Origin of the sequence: Peribacillus sp. NPDC060253 (assembly GCF_042727425.1) — a bacterium.
Classification (GTDB): Bacteria; Bacillota; Bacilli; order Bacillales; family DSM-1321; genus Peribacillus.
Genome location: NZ_JBHXAS010000034.1, coordinates 8677 through 26872, shown reverse-complemented (window position 1 = coordinate 26872; position 18196 = coordinate 8677). Strand labels below are relative to the sequence as shown.

Annotated in this window: 12 protein-coding genes and 1 pseudogene; 6 read left to right on the top strand and 7 right to left on the bottom strand. The window is 38.9% G+C overall.

Annotation, left to right across the window (positions count from 1 at the left end):
* Complete coding sequence (locus ACFWE9_RS11450) at positions 1 to 1167, top strand: glycosyltransferase family 4 protein (RefSeq protein ID WP_230159063.1); 1167 nt, start codon at positions 1 to 3, stop codon at positions 1165 to 1167.
* Positions 1168 to 1207: 40 nt separating this feature from the next.
* On the opposite strand, the gene tagH is transcribed toward ACFWE9_RS11450, so the two are convergent.
* From tagH to ACFWE9_RS11430, 4 genes and pseudogenes are all read right to left on the bottom strand, one after another.
* Positions 1208 to 2005 (bottom strand): teichoic acids export ABC transporter ATP-binding subunit TagH, encoded by a 798-nt coding sequence (gene tagH, locus ACFWE9_RS11445; RefSeq protein ID WP_230159064.1) that lies wholly within the window; start codon positions 2003 to 2005, stop codon positions 1208 to 1210.
* A 16-nt stretch (positions 2006 to 2021) separates the two neighbouring features.
* The gene (locus ACFWE9_RS11440; RefSeq protein WP_230159065.1) at positions 2022 to 2819 is read right to left on the bottom strand and encodes an ABC transporter permease; all 798 of its coding nucleotides are present in this window, start codon (positions 2817 to 2819) and stop codon (positions 2022 to 2024) included.
* 3 nt (positions 2820 to 2822) lie between these two features.
* A pseudogene (locus tag ACFWE9_RS11435) lies at positions 2823 to 4019 on the bottom strand (CDP-glycerol glycerophosphotransferase family protein); the annotation flags it as partial.
* A gap of 64 nt (positions 4020 to 4083) precedes the next feature.
* A complete protein-coding gene (locus ACFWE9_RS11430) occupies positions 4084 to 6225 on the bottom strand; it encodes a CDP-glycerol glycerophosphotransferase family protein (protein ID WP_290370587.1) in 2142 nt (713 codons plus the stop codon).
* A 571-nt stretch (positions 6226 to 6796) separates the two neighbouring features.
* Between ACFWE9_RS11430 and tagD the strand changes: the two genes are divergently transcribed.
* The 4 genes from tagD (at position 6797) to ACFWE9_RS11410 (ending at position 10925) form a co-directional block, all read left to right on the top strand.
* Positions 6797 to 7195, top strand: a complete 399-nt coding sequence (gene tagD, locus ACFWE9_RS11425; protein ID WP_230159066.1) for a glycerol-3-phosphate cytidylyltransferase — start codon at positions 6797 to 6799, stop codon at positions 7193 to 7195.
* Positions 7188 to 8354 (top strand): CDP-glycerol glycerophosphotransferase family protein, encoded by a 1167-nt coding sequence (locus ACFWE9_RS11420; protein ID WP_230159067.1) that lies wholly within the window; start codon positions 7188 to 7190, stop codon positions 8352 to 8354. The genes tagD and ACFWE9_RS11420 overlap by 8 nt, the downstream gene beginning before the upstream one ends.
* Before the next feature lie 320 nt (positions 8355 to 8674).
* Positions 8675 to 9712, top strand: a complete 1038-nt coding sequence (locus ACFWE9_RS11415) for a C40 family peptidase (protein ID WP_230159068.1) — start codon at positions 8675 to 8677, stop codon at positions 9710 to 9712.
* Between the two features lie 286 nt (positions 9713 to 9998).
* Complete coding sequence (locus ACFWE9_RS11410; protein WP_230159069.1) at positions 9999 to 10925, top strand: LCP family glycopolymer transferase; 927 nt, start codon at positions 9999 to 10001, stop codon at positions 10923 to 10925.
* A gap of 227 nt (positions 10926 to 11152) precedes the next feature.
* On the opposite strand, the gene ACFWE9_RS11405 is transcribed toward ACFWE9_RS11410, so the two are convergent.
* From ACFWE9_RS11405 to secA, 3 genes are all read right to left on the bottom strand, one after another.
* Positions 11153 to 12919 (bottom strand): LTA synthase family protein, encoded by a 1767-nt coding sequence (locus ACFWE9_RS11405; RefSeq protein WP_230159070.1) that lies wholly within the window; start codon positions 12917 to 12919, stop codon positions 11153 to 11155.
* Between the two features lie 256 nt (positions 12920 to 13175).
* Entirely contained in the window at positions 13176 to 13610 is a 435-nt protein-coding gene (locus ACFWE9_RS11400; protein WP_230159071.1) for an SLAP domain-containing protein, read from the bottom strand.
* Between the two features lie 44 nt (positions 13611 to 13654).
* Positions 13655 to 16036, bottom strand: a complete 2382-nt coding sequence (gene secA / locus ACFWE9_RS11395) for a preprotein translocase subunit SecA (protein WP_230159072.1) — start codon at positions 16034 to 16036, stop codon at positions 13655 to 13657.
* A gap of 220 nt (positions 16037 to 16256) precedes the next feature.
* On the opposite strand from secA, the gene ACFWE9_RS11390 reads away from it, so the two are divergent.
* Positions 16257 to 17684 carry an alkaline phosphatase gene (locus ACFWE9_RS11390; protein WP_230159073.1) on the top strand — a complete coding sequence of 476 codons (1428 nt, stop codon included), beginning with the start codon at positions 16257 to 16259 and terminating at the stop codon, positions 17682 to 17684.
* The last annotated feature ends 512 nt before the right edge of the window (positions 17685 to 18196 follow it).

The following is an 18196-nucleotide window of genomic DNA, read 5'->3' as shown; positions in this document are numbered from 1 at the left end:
ATGAACATATTAATTACAACGATTTTCAACTACCCTCATGAAGGAGGGCTATCAAGTCATATCACTACGTTAAAAAAGGGGTTGATGTCACGGGGCCATCATGTAGATATATTATCTTTCTCTCAATTACCACCGTTCAAAAAGAAGTTACTCGCCCAGGCACCCGGTTTTTTATTGAATAAAGTAAAACAGGGAAGCGGCCAGCTTTACAATGACCGTCAACGCCAGAAATTATTGGCTTCTTCCATCAAAAACTTGAAAAAGAACTATGATGTCATTAATGCACAAGACATTTTCGCAACGCTTGCCTCCATTGAATCCGGGATTCCAACGGTGCAAACTGTCCATGGGTATTATTCATTCGAAGCAGTTAGCAGGGGTGCTCTACTTCCGGATAGTGAAGAGGATTTAATCATTCGGGAGCTTGAAAGAAAAGCCTATCAGTCGGCTGCAAAAGTGGTGACGGTCGATCACAGGATCAAAGACTATATAAACCATTTAGCACATATCGAAGCAGATACGATTAAGAACTTCATTGACGTGTCTGCTTTCAAACCGGACAGCGCAAAGCGTGAACAGACCCGTCAAGATTTTCAAATCCCCCTACATAAAAAGATGCTTTTCGTTCCTAGAAGAATGACCGAAAAGAACGGTGTCATCTATCCGCTCATGGCTCTTCCTGAGGTGCTCGAGAATCATCCTGATACGGTATTGGTTTATGCAGGTACAGGAGAACAGCGAACAAGGCTTGAGGAAACGGTAGCAAAACTGGAATTAACCGATTCCGTGCTTTTCTTAGGGTCAGTGCCATTCGAGAAAATGCATAACCTCTATGAAGCGTCAGATATCGTACTCATCCCAAGTGTTCATTCACACGGCGTGGAAGAAGCGACATCCATTTCTGCACTAGAAGCGATGAGTTGCCGTTCACCTGTCATTGCCAGTGCAATCGGAGGATTAAAGGAAATTCTCGATGATGGTGAAGATGGTCTGCTAGTGGAAGAGAAAAATATAAAAGCACTTGCACAAGCCATCTCAAATCTGCTTCATGACCCAGCATACGCTGCAACGTTAGCCTCTAACGCGAGATATAAAATGGAAAGCGAATACTCCCATCTTACCGCAGCAGAGCGGTTCGAGAATGCTTACCAAGAAGTGCTCAACTAAAAAAACAAGCAGACCCAATGCTAGGGTCTGCTTATCCTATTCATACCAGTGCAGTACTGCGCCGTTTCATTTGTTCTTCACGGTACTTTTTCTGCTCTTTTTTAGACATGGCGTTATATTCTTTCAAGAATGCTTCATATTGCGGCATGACTTCGTTCATGGCACCGTATGCTTTTAACTCTCCGTATTCAAGCCATAAAGCTTTTTGGCAGAATTTCTTCATCTGGCCGATTGAATGGCTGACGAAGAACATCGTTTTACCTTTTTTCTTAAACTCGTTCATCTTCTCCAGACACTTTTCAGCAAAGTTTTTATCCCCCACTGATAAGGCTTCATCGATGATAAGGATATCTGGATCGATATGCACCGAAATCGAGAAACCAAGTCTGGACTTCATCCCGCTTGAGTAGGATTTCACTGGTTGATCAATGAACTTACCAAGCTCTGAAAACTCGATGATCTCAGGCTCCAGTCCTTTGATCTGATTCTTGTCGAATCCAAGCATCAGCATTTTAAGTTCGATGTTTTCCCTGCCCGTCAATTGATTATTAAGGCCCGATGAAACGGCAATCAAAGCCGGTTTCCCGTTGGTTTGGACATTTCCATCCGTTGGAGGGATAATGCCGGCAATAATATTGGACAAAGTTGATTTCCCGGAGCCGTTGACACCGACAAATCCGATCACATCACCCTTTTCCGCTTCAAAGCTAACATTCCTCAGAGCAAAATACTCTTCACCATAGCTTTTCGGTAAAAGGAGATCCAACAATTTTTCCGAGCTTTTATTATATAATTTATATTTTTTCGTTACGTCTTTGACAATTACCGATTTTTCCAATTTTTCTCACTTCCGTTTACTTAAAGTCAACAAAGCGATCTCTAAACCTAACATGCAGCGAGGAACCTATCAAAAAGAAGAGGATTACGACTGCCCAGAAATAAAGCGTATATTCCCAATGCACTATCAGGTACCATGATTCCCCCAATAACGAAGCCCGATACCCCTCCACAATATAATATAGTGGATTTAACTTCATGATATTGGCGATGATCGGATGATCATTAGCATTTATTACCCAAAGGATTGGTGTTAAATAAAACAGTACTTTCATTAAGGACACGATTATATTTTGAACATCACGAATGATGGTAGCTAAGGTTGAAGAAATTAATCCAAATGAAAATAACAAGGTAACCGTAGCTACAATAAAATACGGCAGTTGTATGATATAAAATGTAGGGAGGTAACCAGTAAAGCCTAAAAGTATGATAATCACTCCAAGCAGCAGAAGGTGCTGGTATAGCTTCGCAAAAATGACATAAGTAGGAATGACACTCAACGGAAAGCTCATCTTGGATACCATATTCAGTCGGGAATAGACAGATTTGGATACCTGGGTTGTAGTCGCCGTCACAAAAAACCAGACTACGATCCCTGCCATCAGCCATGGAAGGAACTCCTCTCCGCGATTTAAGATCCCAAATCCGAACACGAACCAATAGATCGAAATCTGAATCATCGGACTGATGATCTCCCATAGGATTCCCAGATAGTTACTGCTGTTGGCACTTTTCACCTCATAAACAGACAAACGCCTTGCCAAATAAAAATTGTTAATTTGTTCTTTTAAAACGGTCAAAGCTGAACTCATATATTACACAGACCTTCCTAAAAACACTTTTTCTATAACACGTCGTGTAGCCTGGCCATCCTCGAGCGCACAAAACCGTTCGTGAAAACGATTCATTTCAACTGTATTTTCTGATTCAATGGCCTTGATGCTATCAATGATTTCATCAGACGTTTTAACTAACGAACCTGGTGCATTCGTTTCAAAATCAAAGTAAAACCCGCGAAGCTTGTCCCTGTAGTTTTCTATATCATATACATAGAAAAGCATCGGACGCTTTAAATTAGCGTAATCAAAGAATACTGAGGAATAATCCGTTATTAATAAATCTGAAATTAGATACAAATGACTGATATCTTCATAACTGGATAGATTGTAGGCGAACCCTTGATAAGCCGATAAATCCAAGTTCTCGGAAATTAAATAATGAAGACGGAGCAATATAACATACTCATCCCCTAATTCCTGTTTCAATTGATTCAAATCCAGTTTAATGTCAAACTTATATTTCCCCTTGCCATAAAACTCATCATCTCTCCACGTAGGGGCATATAAAATGATCTTTTTCTCTGATGGTATACCCAACTTCCGTTTCAATGAATCGATTGTATCACGATTATTTCCATTGTAAAGTAAATCATTACGTGGATAACCTGTTTCGATAATTTTAGATTGATCGACATTGAAGGCTCTGGCAAAAATCTCACTAGAATAAGCGTTAGGGGATATTAAATAATCCCATTTGCTTGATTCGGCATGGAAGTTTTCTTTATAACTTTCCGTGGTCGTCCCAGGCATATGCACTTCCTTCATATCTGCAGCAAGCTTCTTTAAAGGAGTCCCATGCCATGTTTGCAAATAGACCGTATGCTTCGGCTTAGGAATCCACAACGGCAGCCTGCTGTTCGTAACCCAATAGCGGGCTCGAGTCATTTTGAGCAGCCAACTAAGTGAAAAACGTTTGAGATATGGAATACCTGCCCCTTCGAATTGAGATGTATACCTTTTATCTACACTCCAATACATTTTATATTCTGGATGGTGACTCTGCAAGTATTCATAAATCGCCCGGGGATTGCAGCTATACTGCTTGCCTAAAAAGCTTTCGAAAACAACAAGCTTTTGATCTGCAGGCAACACTTTACCTGCCACGGCGAAAGCCATTTTATAAGCGCTTGTTAGCATAGCTTTCCCTTTCGTCACTATTGATGCCATATGCTTCCCCTTTCAAAAAAAGAACCGACTGTTAAACAGCCGGTATATTCATGATCTCATTGAATGCCATCTAAACAGTAGTATTGCTCTTCACAAACACTTCCTCTACAACGCGTTTAGAGGATTCCCCGCATTCTAAATAGCAAAACTTTTGATAAAACTCTTCAAATCGTTCACTTAATTTGAAATGGCTTCTTTCGATATTCCTGACCTCTTCAATCAGTTCTTCTGTGGTCTTCGTCAAAAGACCAGGTGCTTTCTCTTCAAAGTCAAAATAGAAGCCCCTTAAGTTATCACGGTAATCTTCTATATCATACGTAAAGAAAATCATAGGTCTTCTTAAGTTCGCATAATCGAAGAATACGGAGGAATAGTCCGTCACTAGTAAATCAGATATCAAATATAGTTCGCGAATGTCCTCTAAATGAGAGAAATCATAAGCGAAGCCTTCAAATTCGGAAAGATCCATGTTCTGGGCCACTAAATAATGCATACGCATGATGACAATATAGGAGTCGCCAAGCTCTTCCTGCATCCGAGCTAAATCCAGCTCCAAATTAAACTTATATTTCCCTTTCCTGAAAAATTGATTATCCCTCCAGGTCGGGGCATACAAAATAAGTTTCTTATCAAGCGGAAGGTTGAACTTCCTTTTCAGCTCATTAATCGTCTCTTCATTATTGGAGTTATGCAAGAAATCGTTACGAGGGTAACCTGACTCAATCATCTTCCGGTCGAACTGGAATGCCCTTTGGAAAATCTCTGTGGAATACGCGTTTGGTGAAACTAGATAATCCCAGTTACTCGCTTCCCTCAAGAAGTTCGCTTTATATTTGTCCGTATTGGTCCCAGGCATATGCACTTCATCCATATCCATCGCAAGACGCTTAAGGGGAGTTCCATGCCATGTTTGAATATATATCGTATGTTTAGGCTTTGGAATCCACAGCGGGAATCGTACATTGTTAACCCAGTACTTTGCCCTCGTCATGATCAATAACCATCGGATGGAAAAACGTCTGACATACTCTACATCCTTTTGAGCAAAATACTTCATTGAAGCACGGTCGACGCTCCACACCAGTTTATAGTCCGGGTTATTCTCTTTCATGTATTCATATATGGCCCTAGGGCTATCGCTATATTGCTTGCCATGATAGCTTTCGAATACCGCCAATTTTTTATTGGCTGGAATAAGCAAGCTCAATACAGCAAAAGCTGACTTATACCATTTCCTTAGACGCTTACTTCTTCTGGTTTTCACCCATGTACTCTTCGCTTTTTTGAGAACCTGCGTTTTAAAATTATATTTAGATGCAGATAAAGAAAAGTACTTCGATATTTTTGTTGCTTTTATTTGAATTTGTATTTTTTTATCCTGTACTTTAATTATTCTTTTTGCAGCCAGATCCTTTATAGTACTGCATTTCATCCGAACACTTCTTATTTCTTCCAATTCACCATTTCTTTCATAATGCAGAACTGTATAGAACATGAAATACTTTGGCTGCTCTCCATCGATTTCAGATCTCAGGTCGACCTCGCCTTGAAAACCGATATTTTCATGAAGCTTGATATCTGGAAACCTTTCCAGTAGGTCTTTACGTTCAAAACCAGTCAAAGGTATGATAACCTCTTCTTCATTTAAATTATTCCTGACCAGTAATTCAACCTTTTTGAATTCAAGCTCATCCAATTGGAATAATGGAGGGTAATTAAAATGGCCATTAAAATGAAAAGTGCCATCCTTTTGAAGCTCAATATCTTCAAAAAAGGAAAACATCTTATAATCATTCGCATAAAAGGAAAGGTTACCTCTTTTTGTCGCAAATGGATAAAACATTTTCTTACGGTCTTCATTCAGAGTGGAAAAGAAATTCAACTGGCGCTTTTTACTTTTTATCCGTGTTGTAACAGGTGCACCTTCGATTTCCCGAAGGATATGCAAATCCCACATTTCACCATCAACAAGGCGATTTTCTAGTGGATGATACGGCAGCTTCACTTCAAATAAAAAATAATCATCCGTTTGATCTTTCACATAAAAATCCAAACGGATTATATCATCTATATTGTATCTATTCGTTAAAATAAAAGAGTGACTCTCTATGCCCTCAAGAAAACTCTGTCTTATGGCTATTTCTATATAATAAACTTCATCAACAAGCCGAACATTCATTGTTTTTCTATTCTTAAAAATATAGTTCTCCATTTTGAAGAAATTCCCCTCTCGGCAGCAAGCATCCATATGCTTCAAATAAGAATATTATAGGATTACAAACATCTAATTTCAAACTTACTTTTATCTAATATCATTTATTTTATAACAATGACTTATTTTCTGCCTTGAATTTTCAATAATTAATTGAAGAGTTCAAACAATTGTCATTTTTAATTTCGGAAACCTAAACAAGTCTAGCAAAAAAATTGTATCCGGTCTATTACCTAGCCATTTTTAACATAAATGAAATATACCTTCCTTTTATTGAATTAGTTATGTGTTATACTAAAACTCTGATTATCACGATATATCAATATAACTTTAGTTATTCATTCTTGATAAACAACCAATTAAATTATAGAATTGAATCCAAAATTACGATTTACATTATCTTTATAATCTAACAGGATTGTAAAATTTTTGTGGTTCAATTGTAAATTTTATTTGTTATAATTAGATAGACAAGACATCTAAGCTTGATCATTTATAAATAACGAAACACTCTTTTTTTTGCGACCATCAAGATTAAATATATAAATACATTTGTACAGGAGGAATAAATATGAAGAAAGTAATCACTTATGGAACCTTTGATTTGCTTCATTGGGGTCATATCAATCTATTAAAACGCGCTAAGGATTTAGGGGATTATCTTATCGTTGCCATTTCCACAGATGAATTCAATGCTTTAAAGGACAAAAAAGCTTATCATAGCTTTGAAAACAGAAAAATGATCCTTGAATCAATCCGCTATGTGGATGAAGTCATACCGGAAGACAAATGGGAACAAAAAAGAGAAGACATCGTTCGTGAAGGCGTAGATACCTTTGTAATGGGAGATGACTGGAAAGGTCAATTCGATGAATTAGCTGAAGTTTGTGAAGTGGTCTACCTGCCAAGAACAATCGGCATTTCCACATCCCAAATCAAAGATGACCTTTTACAAGTAACGAATGGCTAAAGAATTCGTGATAGGGATTTATCTACTTTGTTTCAAAGTTTTATTCTCTATCTTTAAACTTTTCCCTTTACAAGACAAAACGACCTTTGTCACCTCATTCGGGGATAATTGCCAATATATTGCCGACGAAATGGACAAGCAGGACATTTCTGTTCAAAAAGTATTTTTAATGAAACCGAGCAGTCATATACATGTGGAGGACGATGGGCAAACCATCGTCCTTCCGTTTGAATCTAAAAATATCATTGCCATGATCCGTTCGATTTATCATCTCGCAACATCCAAATGGATTATCATTGATAATTATTATGGCTTTCTTTCAGCTATTTCATTCAAAAAACAAGTGATTTGTGTTCAAGTATGGCATGCGGCTGGTGCCATTAAGCAATTCGGGGCAAAAGACCCTTCCATTCAAACCCGCTCTGCAGGAGCGAGGAAAAGGTTTTTAGAGGTCTATCGAAAGTTTGATTATATTACGGCAGGTTCAGAGCGAATGGCGGAAATATTTCAAGAAAGTTTTCAATTACCATCATCACATATACTAAGGACTGGGATACCTCGGACCGATTTCTTTTTCAATGATGAGTCAAAGAAAGCTGCACGTAGTGCGTTGCTTGCCAAGCATCCAGAACTTGAGCATAAGAAAATCATGTTATATGCCCCTACATTTCGTAATGATGGCTTGAACAGCGGAGAGATTGCATTAGATTTGGAATTACTCTACAAGGAACTGCAGGGGGAAAATTATGCGCTATTACTTAAACTGCATCCAGCGGTAAAAGCGGAACATGATTTCCAACATCAATTTCCAGGGTTCGTTTACCCTGTTAATAGTGATATTCACGTAAATGAACTGCTAATCAGTACGGATCTTTTAATTACCGATTATTCTTCGATTCCATTTGAATTCTCTTTTTTAAACAGACCGATGATTTTCTTTGCATATGACCTGGAAAAGTATGTACAGGAACGAGGCTTTTGGGAGGATTACTCCTCTTCCATGCCTGGACCGGTCGTATCCACCACAGAAGAGCTCTTAAGGAAAATCCGAGTGCCCGATCAACATTCGTTAATGAAAATCGCTCCCTTTAAACAAAAATGGAATCAATACTCTACAGGAAAATCAAGCAGGAATTTAGTTGAATTCCTTTATAAGTAAAACCATTCACCCACTTCGTAAAACGAAGTGGGTTATTTCTGTTAAAGAAGAATTACACCACAATGTGAAATTATGTGAGGCAGGAAATGAACATTCTAAAATTAGAGCCATTTTTACATGGTATGACAAACGAAAGCGCTCAAGTTGAAATTGTGAAAAAAGACTCATAATATAGAAAAAAATGTAGATTTTATTACTCAATTCCAACCAATTTAAACCAGTATAATACTACTATTTTCCCCTTGTAATAAAATTGTAATATAAATATTCCCATTTAATTTGTTAGAATAGGGAAAAAGACATATTTGAGGTGGAAAACCGTGAAAAAAAGTGTAGTCGCATTTTCGACATTAGCCATTTTATCTTCGACTTTTGTTTCTCCTGCCCTTGCCAGTACATATACAGTCAAAGGCGGCGATAACTTAAGTAAAATCGCCCAGAAGCACAATACGACGGTAAAGGACTTAAAACAGCTTAATAACCTAAAATCAGACTTCTTGAAAATCAATCAGAAACTAATTATATCCAACTCCAAAACAACATCAAATGCATCTTCAGTTTCCGTGAAAAAAACAAAAAATACGACATATACCATTGTTCCTGGTGATACATTAACAAGGATAGCAAACAAGCATAACCTTACACTTGTTGAATTGATGAAATTGAATAACTTAAAATCAGACAGAATTTATGCAGGTGCAAAACTTATCGTATCTAAATCAACCACTACCACTACCATTGATTTACCCAGCAGCTCCAAGCCATCGAATGTTACACAGACCCCAGCCCATTCAGCTACATACGTTGTGGTGAAAGGTGACACCCTTTCCAAAATTTCCAGAAAAACCAACTTGACTGTGGTTCAACTTAAATCAATCAACTCGTTAAAGTCTGATTTAATCAGAGTTGGACAAAAACTAAAATTAAGCAAATCAACCAGTACAGCCCCTGCAGATAAAAATGATGGACAAGTAGAAGCCCCAAGTTCTGGGAACAAAGTAACCAAAGTCGTTTCTGAAGCAAAGAAATTAATTGGAACTCCTTATTCATGGGCGGGCGCCTCCCCAGCAGGTTTCGATTGCAGCGGGTTTATTTACTATACATTCAAGAAGGCTGGATATGAAGTTTCCAGGCTTTCATCTTCCACATATTATGATATGGGTAAAAAGGTTACTACACCTAAAAGTGGTGATCTTATCTTCTTTGCAACAGGTTCCAATAAATCAGTGGTAAGCCATATGGGAATCTACTTGGGCGGTGGGGAGTTCATTCATGCCTCAACAAGTAAAGGCGTAACGATCAGTACTACTTCAAACTCTTATTTCAAAAGTAAAATTATTGGTTATAGAAGTTTATAAGATTTACTTGCCAGACTTTATCTTAAAGTCTGGCAAGTTTATGTACTAGAAATCTTCTTAATATCCAAGTTTATACCCTTAAAGAATTTTTATAATATTCCGAATTATGGATAGCGAAGGAATTCTGTTTCTGGGATTCCTTCGTTTTTTTGATTGTAAACAGGAAAATATGCACTCTATCTACAAAAAGAAACTATTCTATTTTTGACAAAAAAAAGGTATAGTTAAAAACATAGGTACTTTTTCACACCTTCCATTTTAATGGATGGTCTAGGGAGGAATATACATGAGATCCGAACATAAAAAAAAGAAAAAGAAACGTAAAACGTTTAAAATAATCGGCTTTACCCTACTTATCCTTTTCATTGGCGGAGGTGCTTATGCCGCTTCGGTTTATCAATCTTTAGCAGGTGCGATCCATACTATGCAGGGTACAGAGCATAAAACGGATAAACGTGTAGAAGATATTAAGTTCAAAAGCAAAGATCCATTTTCGTTACTTATTCTTGGTGTAGATGAAAGAAAAAATGACACAGGCCGATCAGATACAATGATTATCATGACGGTTAATCCTAAAAAAGAATCCATTGAATTATTGAGCTTACCGAGAGATACGCGTACAGAAATCATCGGTAAAGGCACAAATGATAAAATGAACCATGCCTATGCGTTTGGCGGAGTTTCCATGTCGATCAACACAGTGGAAGCCTATATGGATATCCCGATCGATTATTACGTCAAAATGAATATGGAAGGCTTTCAGGATATCGTGAATGCTGTAGGTGGCGTCACAGTTGCTAATGATATGGACCTTTCCTATAAAGGATATAACTTCAAAAAAGGCACCATCGACTTAAATGGTAAAGAGGCATTGATTTATTCCCGAATCCGCAAGGAAGACCCTCGCGGAGATTACGGACGGCAAATGCGGCAACGCCAGGTTATCCAAGCTGTCATGAAAAAAGGGTCAAGCCTATCAACACTTACCAATTATGACGATATATTCGAGGCATTAGGTAAAAACGTTGAAACCAATTTAACTTTCAATGAAATGTTGAGTATCCAAAAAAACTATAAATCATCACTAAAAAATATTGAACAATATACACTTGAAGGTAACAATCAAAAGGTAGATGGCGTTTGGTACAACATTGTTTCAGAAGAAACGAAACTCGAAGCCCAGAACCGTGTCAAAGCACATCTTGGATTATAATGGAGGAGGATGACATTTTGTCATCCTCTTTTTTCATGGACAAAAGGCGTTCTATTTTAAAACAAAGTTGATGGCAACAGGCGTGCGAGACTCCTGCGGGAAAAGCGCGTCCATGGGAGACACCGCAGGCACAATAGCGCCCCGCGGGCGGACCACCCGTGGAAAGCGAGTACCTGCACGTTCAAGTGTTTTTAGGATGACTTTTATCATTCATCCTCTTTTTTAGTTCACTCCTTCGTTTGATCAAAATAATCAGAACGGATCACTTGGTCACTCAGATTGATCTCCCTTTGGTCCTCAGGTAGAAGTTCTACGGCCTTGCCTTCGCCATTTATTTTCATTTGAGAACCATAATCCCCTTTTAATATCAAAGCACCGCCCTCTTCCCCATTCAGCATGCTCTCTCCAAAGTATGAAAAACTTTTTATATTGAACAAATCATAAAGAGTTGGTAAAATGTCGACCTGCCCCGCTACCTTATCAATCGTCCTGCCTTCCATATCTTCCTGATAAATGATCACCGGAATGGGCATATACTTTTCGATCCACTCGTCATCGCTAATTTTACTTTCATAATAAGCTTCAACCTCGTGTTTATCTTTTAAAAATAATCCATCATGATCTCCGTATATGACAATTACACTGTCTTTCAATTTTCCATCATTCTTCAACTTCTTTACGAATTCCCCTATAGCCGAATCTGTATAATGTATAGCTTCAAAATATTTAGTCAGATAACTTTCCTCTTTTCCTACTTTAGGTTTCAATGTTATCTGTTCCTTCGGTAATGAAAAAGGTACATGACTGGTCAATGTCACGAAAAAAGCGTAATAGGGTTTTTGTTCATCTTTTAAGAAATTATAGCTTTGATTGAAAAAACTGCGGTCTCCCAATCCCATCGAAATCATCTCATCTTGCTGCATATCCTCGATGGAAACATAGTCATCAAACCCCAATGAGGGATATGCATGCTGCCTATTCCAAAAATCTTCTTCATCTCCATGGAAAGCGTAGCTTTTATAATCCGACTTCTTTAATTCTTTAGCAAGACCCGGAAAATCATTATATGGGAATCGGAAAAAGGTCGCACCTTGCTTTAAAGGATATAAACCGGTATTCACGATCAGCTCTCCGTCAGATGAATTTCCAAATACCGTCTGCGGATATACATGCGGGAAGTATAAACCCTCTTTCGCTAATTCATTCATGAATGGCGTGACTTCCTGTCCGGCACTCTTTTGAAATAGCGGAAAAGCCTGTAATGATTCCACCTGGATGATAATGATATTCTTACCCTCCAGTGAGCCTGAATAGGCATGGTCCTGCCTGTTCTTTTTATTGAAGTAATCTGAAACAGACTTCTTTTCATTAGAAGACAACCCGTGCTTTCCCGAGTCAGTAAAGTAGGCATACGTATCCAATACGTGATGACCGATCGGACCCCAGGTTCGCAAGAAGGTATTCGCCTCATAACGCCTGGTTATATCGACCTGGTCGATAAAAATATTTTTTGCCGGCTTAAGCCCTGCTATCATAAAGAATATTACGGCTGGTACAAGTGCCATATGCTTTAGGGGGTATTTTTTTTTCACGAACGACTCGGCAATTGGAATGCCTACCAAAAGAAAGAGAGCATCCTTCATGTCCATCATACTGAATATACTTTCACCGAGCCCATTCAGATTGCTTTGTTGCATCCATAAATAGGAAGTAATAGGTGTTGAGTAATAGCGATAAAACCAAATGTCCCCAAGGAAAAAGGCCATGATTGAAAGAATACAGACTGAAAAAAGGATGCCCTTTACGATCCGATTCGGTATCCATTCCTTTAGATAAACAATAAAACCGGCAACGCCGATGATGATTGTAAAAATGCCGATTGAAAGGTCATTACCCATCCTATCATTCGTATAAATGAAAAGTATGGACACGATTGAAACGGACAGGATCTCAAATAGCCTCTCCCTCAATCGCCGATTTAGGTTATATTTCATGCTCCTGCCACTTTCCTCTTCATTATTTTCCAGGTGTTAGTTCAGCCAGATTGCGGAAGATTACTTATAAATATTACTTAGCGTTACCATTTATGAGAAAATGCACACAGAAAACAGCATAAATATTTGGAAGTTGTCAAACTAGTCATTATACTTCCCCTTATAACAAAAAGCCTTCATCAATAAATAGATGAGGGCTTTCGTTTGGCTATCGGGAAAAAAGCTACCGATTACCGTCAGATCATATGTTATTTTGCTACTTTCCCTTCCATTCAAAAACGATCTTCCAATCTTCATCAGGAATCGATTCTGCCAACATATCCTCTTCCTCGAATACGAAACGCCATGGCATGCTTGAAAGGGCTGGTAACTCACCCAGCTTTGATAAATCAAATGCCTTTTTGGCCAATAATTCCCCGTTATTATCCACCAAAAGTAAATGAACGATATTGAACTCGACAGCTTTCTCCAATGAATTTCGTAGAAAAGCAACTATGAATACATCACCCTCCATCCTCGTAAGCTTTACGCCGGATATGGAAATTTGGTTCGGTTTTAATGATGGCAGTCTTTGATGATGGAATTTGTATACATATTCTTCTTGCTTGGACGCTTCCCAATCATTGTGAAACACCAAAGAAGTTTGAACAACGTCTTCCTGGGTGACAATCTCATTTTCTGAAGCTAACATATTTCTCCCTTCAATAACCCTTTTATCTCTTTTTCCAAATAAACTCACCGTTCATCACTCTCCAAAGCCGCTTCATCTAACTGATTGCTTTTTACGTATTCCATAAAATGAATGCTGATCTCCGACTCTATTTTACATAATAGAAGATTGAATTGATTAAGCGCTTCTTTTTCAAACAACATATATGAGTCCTGTTGTCCATACCCGCTTAAACTAATGCCTTCCTTCAAACTATTCATTACGTCTAAATGGTTCATCCAATTAGTATCAATATGCTGCAGCATGAAAGCACGCAGCTGATTTCCCCATTCTGCATCGTGCTGGAACATTACTAGTATCGATTCCATTTCACCTAAGGCATCCAACGCTTTTCCCTCGACGATTCGACCTTCTAGATCCTTCAAATCATTCGCTTGCCAATCCAGTGTTAGGAAGACAAGGGAAAGCTCTTCAATAAAGGAAGTCACATCCGGTTCTTCTATTTGCTCAGAGTAATATTTCTCCACAAGCCTGTGAATGTACTTTTCGATATATTCAAGTAAAATGGTCAACATCCCGCCAGATTCCATATCAAGGATACGATCTCTCATCGTGTAAATGATTTTACTCTGTTCATTCAATACATCTTCCAACTTCAATAAGTGGTTACGGCTTGAATGATGCAACTGCTCAATCGTTTCCTGCACCTTTTTCACGAATTTATCGGGTGCAGGGCCCATCACCAATCCGTTTTCATTCGTTTTGATCTTCTTTTTATATCGTTCGACTTCTTCTTCATCATAGTAATCAAACAAATCATCTTCTAAAGAAATGATGAATTGTGAGGAACCTGGATCACCTTGTCGGCCGGAACGTCCCCTTAGCTGCATATCAATTCGATTACTCTCGTGCCGCTCCGTACCTATGATATGAAGTCCGCCCAACTCCTTTACAGAGTCGTCCAGTATTATATCCGTTCCTCTTCCAGCCATGTTCGTAGCCAGCATGACTTGATTTTTTTGTCCGGCATTGGCGATGATTTCCGCTTCATCTTCTTCCGTCTTTGCATTGAGAATCTGATGCTTGATTTTTACCTTATCTAAATGAATCGATATTTTTTCAGATTGCTCAATGGATGTCGTCCCGATCAGAATAGGTCTACCTTCTTCATGAATCCGCTTTACTTCCGTGACGATTTTATTGATTTTGCTGATATCATCCTTATAAATCAGATCGATTGCGTCAAATCGATTAACGGGCCTATTAGTTGAAATTTCAATGACGGGAAGCTGATATGTTTCCCAGAATTCCGCCTTAGCAGGCAGTGCACTACCTGTCATCCCAGACAGTGAATGATATAAACGGAAATAATTTTGGATGGTAATCGAAGCCTGTGTTTCATTTTCTTCAGAAATCTCCAAGCCCTCTTTTGCCTCAATTGCTTGTTGTAGCCCATTACTGAAGCTTCTTCCTTCCATCACCCTGCCTGTGAATTTATCGATTAATGATATCTGTCCATCCCTGACAATATAGTCCACATCCAATTTCATGATCGCACGGGCTTTGAGCGCCTGTGTTGCATTATGTAATAACTCTTGATGCTCCAGTTCATACAAATTGTCGATGCCAAAAGCTTCTTCAATCTTGGAAGCACCTCGATCAGTGAAAAAGACAGCCTTTGATTCAATGAAAATTTCATAATCTTCTTTTTCTATAAATGACTTCAAGATTTCTGCCGTGATCTGATGAAGCTCGGTTCCGTCATTTGACTTGCCCGCAATGATTAATGGCGTCCTCGCTTCATCAATCAAGATACTGTCAATCTCATCGACTATGGCAAATTGATGCCCTCTTTGCACTTTTTCCTCTTTACGGAAAACCATATTATCACGCAAATAATCGAAGCCGTACTCCGTTGCCGTTCCATACGTGATATCTGCCGCATAAGCTTCACGTTTTGCAGTAGGATCCATTCGGGAAATGTTCAAACCAACCGTCAGTCCTAGAAATTCATGAATTTCCCCCATTAATTCCATATCACGTCTGGCCAGATATTCATTGGCCGTAATGATATGGACACCCTTCCCATCAAGTGCTTGTAAATAGCTAGGCAAAGTAGAGACAAGCGTCTTCCCCTCGCCCGTATTCATTTGTGCGATGCCCCCTTCATTCAAGACAAAACCTCCAGCAATCTGAACGTCATAATGCCTAAGATTCAGCACTCGTTTAGAGGCCTCACGAACCACCGCAAAAGCCTCGATTTGGATATTCATTTTATGTTCCCCAGCATCCAAAGCGTTTTTAAATTTTTCCTTCATTCCGCTTAGTTCTTGATCTGAGTATGTTTCATATTTACCTTCTAGTCGATTCACATCTTCTACAAACTTATAAATGCGCTTTAAGTCTTTAGAGCCTTCTTTGAAGAACTTTTTCATACTCGATAGCATAGGGTTCTCTCTCCTATTTCAATTGACCTCTAGTGAAATTATATCAGTTATATATTTACTGTTTATTAATTATCACCTATATATCGTAATTAATAGAAAATCTTTTTGCGCAGAAATCCATGCATAAAAGCTTCCCTCCTTCTTGAATACCAGGAAGGGGGTTTTTTTATGGATTTTAACAAATAATAGGAAGACTTTCACCCAAAATGGAGGATTACAGATGAAGAAGACATCCAGAAGATTCATTCATGAACTTGCCCAGGCCCATCGCTTTGGAATACTCGTTCTTTTTTGCCTTATTTGCATGAACTCTCCCATTCAGGCAGAAACGAAAAATGCCCCCAAAAATGTCATCTTGCTAATTGGCGACGGCATGGGGCTAGGTGCAATAGAAATCGCCCGACAATTGGAATATGGAAAAACAGGTGTATTACATTTGGAAAAACTGGAGCACGTCGCCCTGATGCGCACATATTCCGCCAATAATTATGTCACCGACTCGGCAGCAGGTGGGTCCGCGATTGCCACCGGAATAAAAACCAACAATGAAATGATCGGTGTTAATGCAAAAGGTGAGGAGGCAGACAGTATATTGGATGCATTTCAGGCGAATGGAAAAAAAGTCGGGATCATTTCAACAAATATGGTAGTCGATGCCACTCCCGCTGCCTTTGGTGCAAGTGTATCCAACCGCTGGACTGGCGGAGCACATATCGCGAGGCAACTCTTTGATAACCAAATTGACGTCATCCTCGGCGGAGGTGCCAGCTATTTCGAGGCGGATAAACAGAATGGCGAGGATTTAATCGCTAAATTTAAAAAAGCAGGATATGCGTTTACCACCACTAAAGAAGAACTAAGTTCCATGAATAAAAAAGAAAAACTTTTAGGGTTATTTCACCCCACTTATATGAATTTCAAACTTGATAAAGAAGTGTTACATTCACAAGAGCCCTCCCTTCCCGAAATGACTGCCAAAGCGATTGATATTTTATCTCAGGGGGATAAGGGATTCTTCTTGATGTCTGAAGGTGCACGTATTGACTCCATGGAGCATGCAGCCGATATAACCGGAATATGGAAGGAAATGATTGAATTTGACCAGACCGTGAAAGAGGTTGTGAAATGGGCAAAAAACAGAAATGATACTTTGATTGTTGTACTTGCAGACCATGAAACAATGGGGATTTCCGCTTCTGAAACGATGGATATCGCTGCATTGAAAAAGATTAGGGTTTCTTCTGAATATATGTCCAAACAGCTTACATTCGATAAAAATAATGAAATCAATCCTGAAAGCGTGGTAACCGTATTCAAGAAGTATGCACATATATCCCTCACGGATCATGAAGTGCAGCAATTCATCGATAACGTAAGAAAGAATAGAACGCTTGTCTATCCAAAGCATCGAATTGAATGGGAAATCGGAAGCACTATCGCCAAATACCATAAAGCAGGTGTAGCCGATCGAAGCATACGGGCTGCCAGTTCCACAGGAGGACATACCGCTAATATGATTCCCGTTTTTGCTGCGGGTCCAGGCAGTGAAGCCTTTGATGGGGTCATTGATAATACGGATATCTCGAAAATCATCACAAAAGCCTCCGGTGTTCCTTTCACGCCCGGTCAGCATAAAAAAGAGGAATGAATTTATTCATTCCTCTTTTAAGAGCATTCTCCTGTCCAACTAAATCGATTTTTTCGGTATTCAAGATATATTCATTGTAACTATTATTGATACGGATGAATGTTTCGTCTGTTTCTATCGCCATATTATTGGTAAGATCCTTTTTATTTTTCTTATTTAAACGATTATAAGTCGTTTTGTATGTAGAAGCTCACGGACCGCCCGCGGAAAGCGAGTGTCTGCAGTGGAAATCAACGGTCATATTTTACAAACACTCAAAAAATCTGTAGCCAATATCATGAATATCAAGCTTGTAGGCAAAAACATAGTTGATTGGAACGGAAGGTACGAGACTCCTGCGGGAATACGCGTCCAAGGGAGACCCCACAGGCGCAAAGCGCCGAGGAGGCTCACGGACCGCCCGCGGAAAGCGAGTGCCTGCAGTGGAAATCAACGGTCATATTTTACAAACACTCAAAAAATCTGTAGCCAATATCATGAATATCAAGCTTGTAGGCAAAAACATAGTTGAT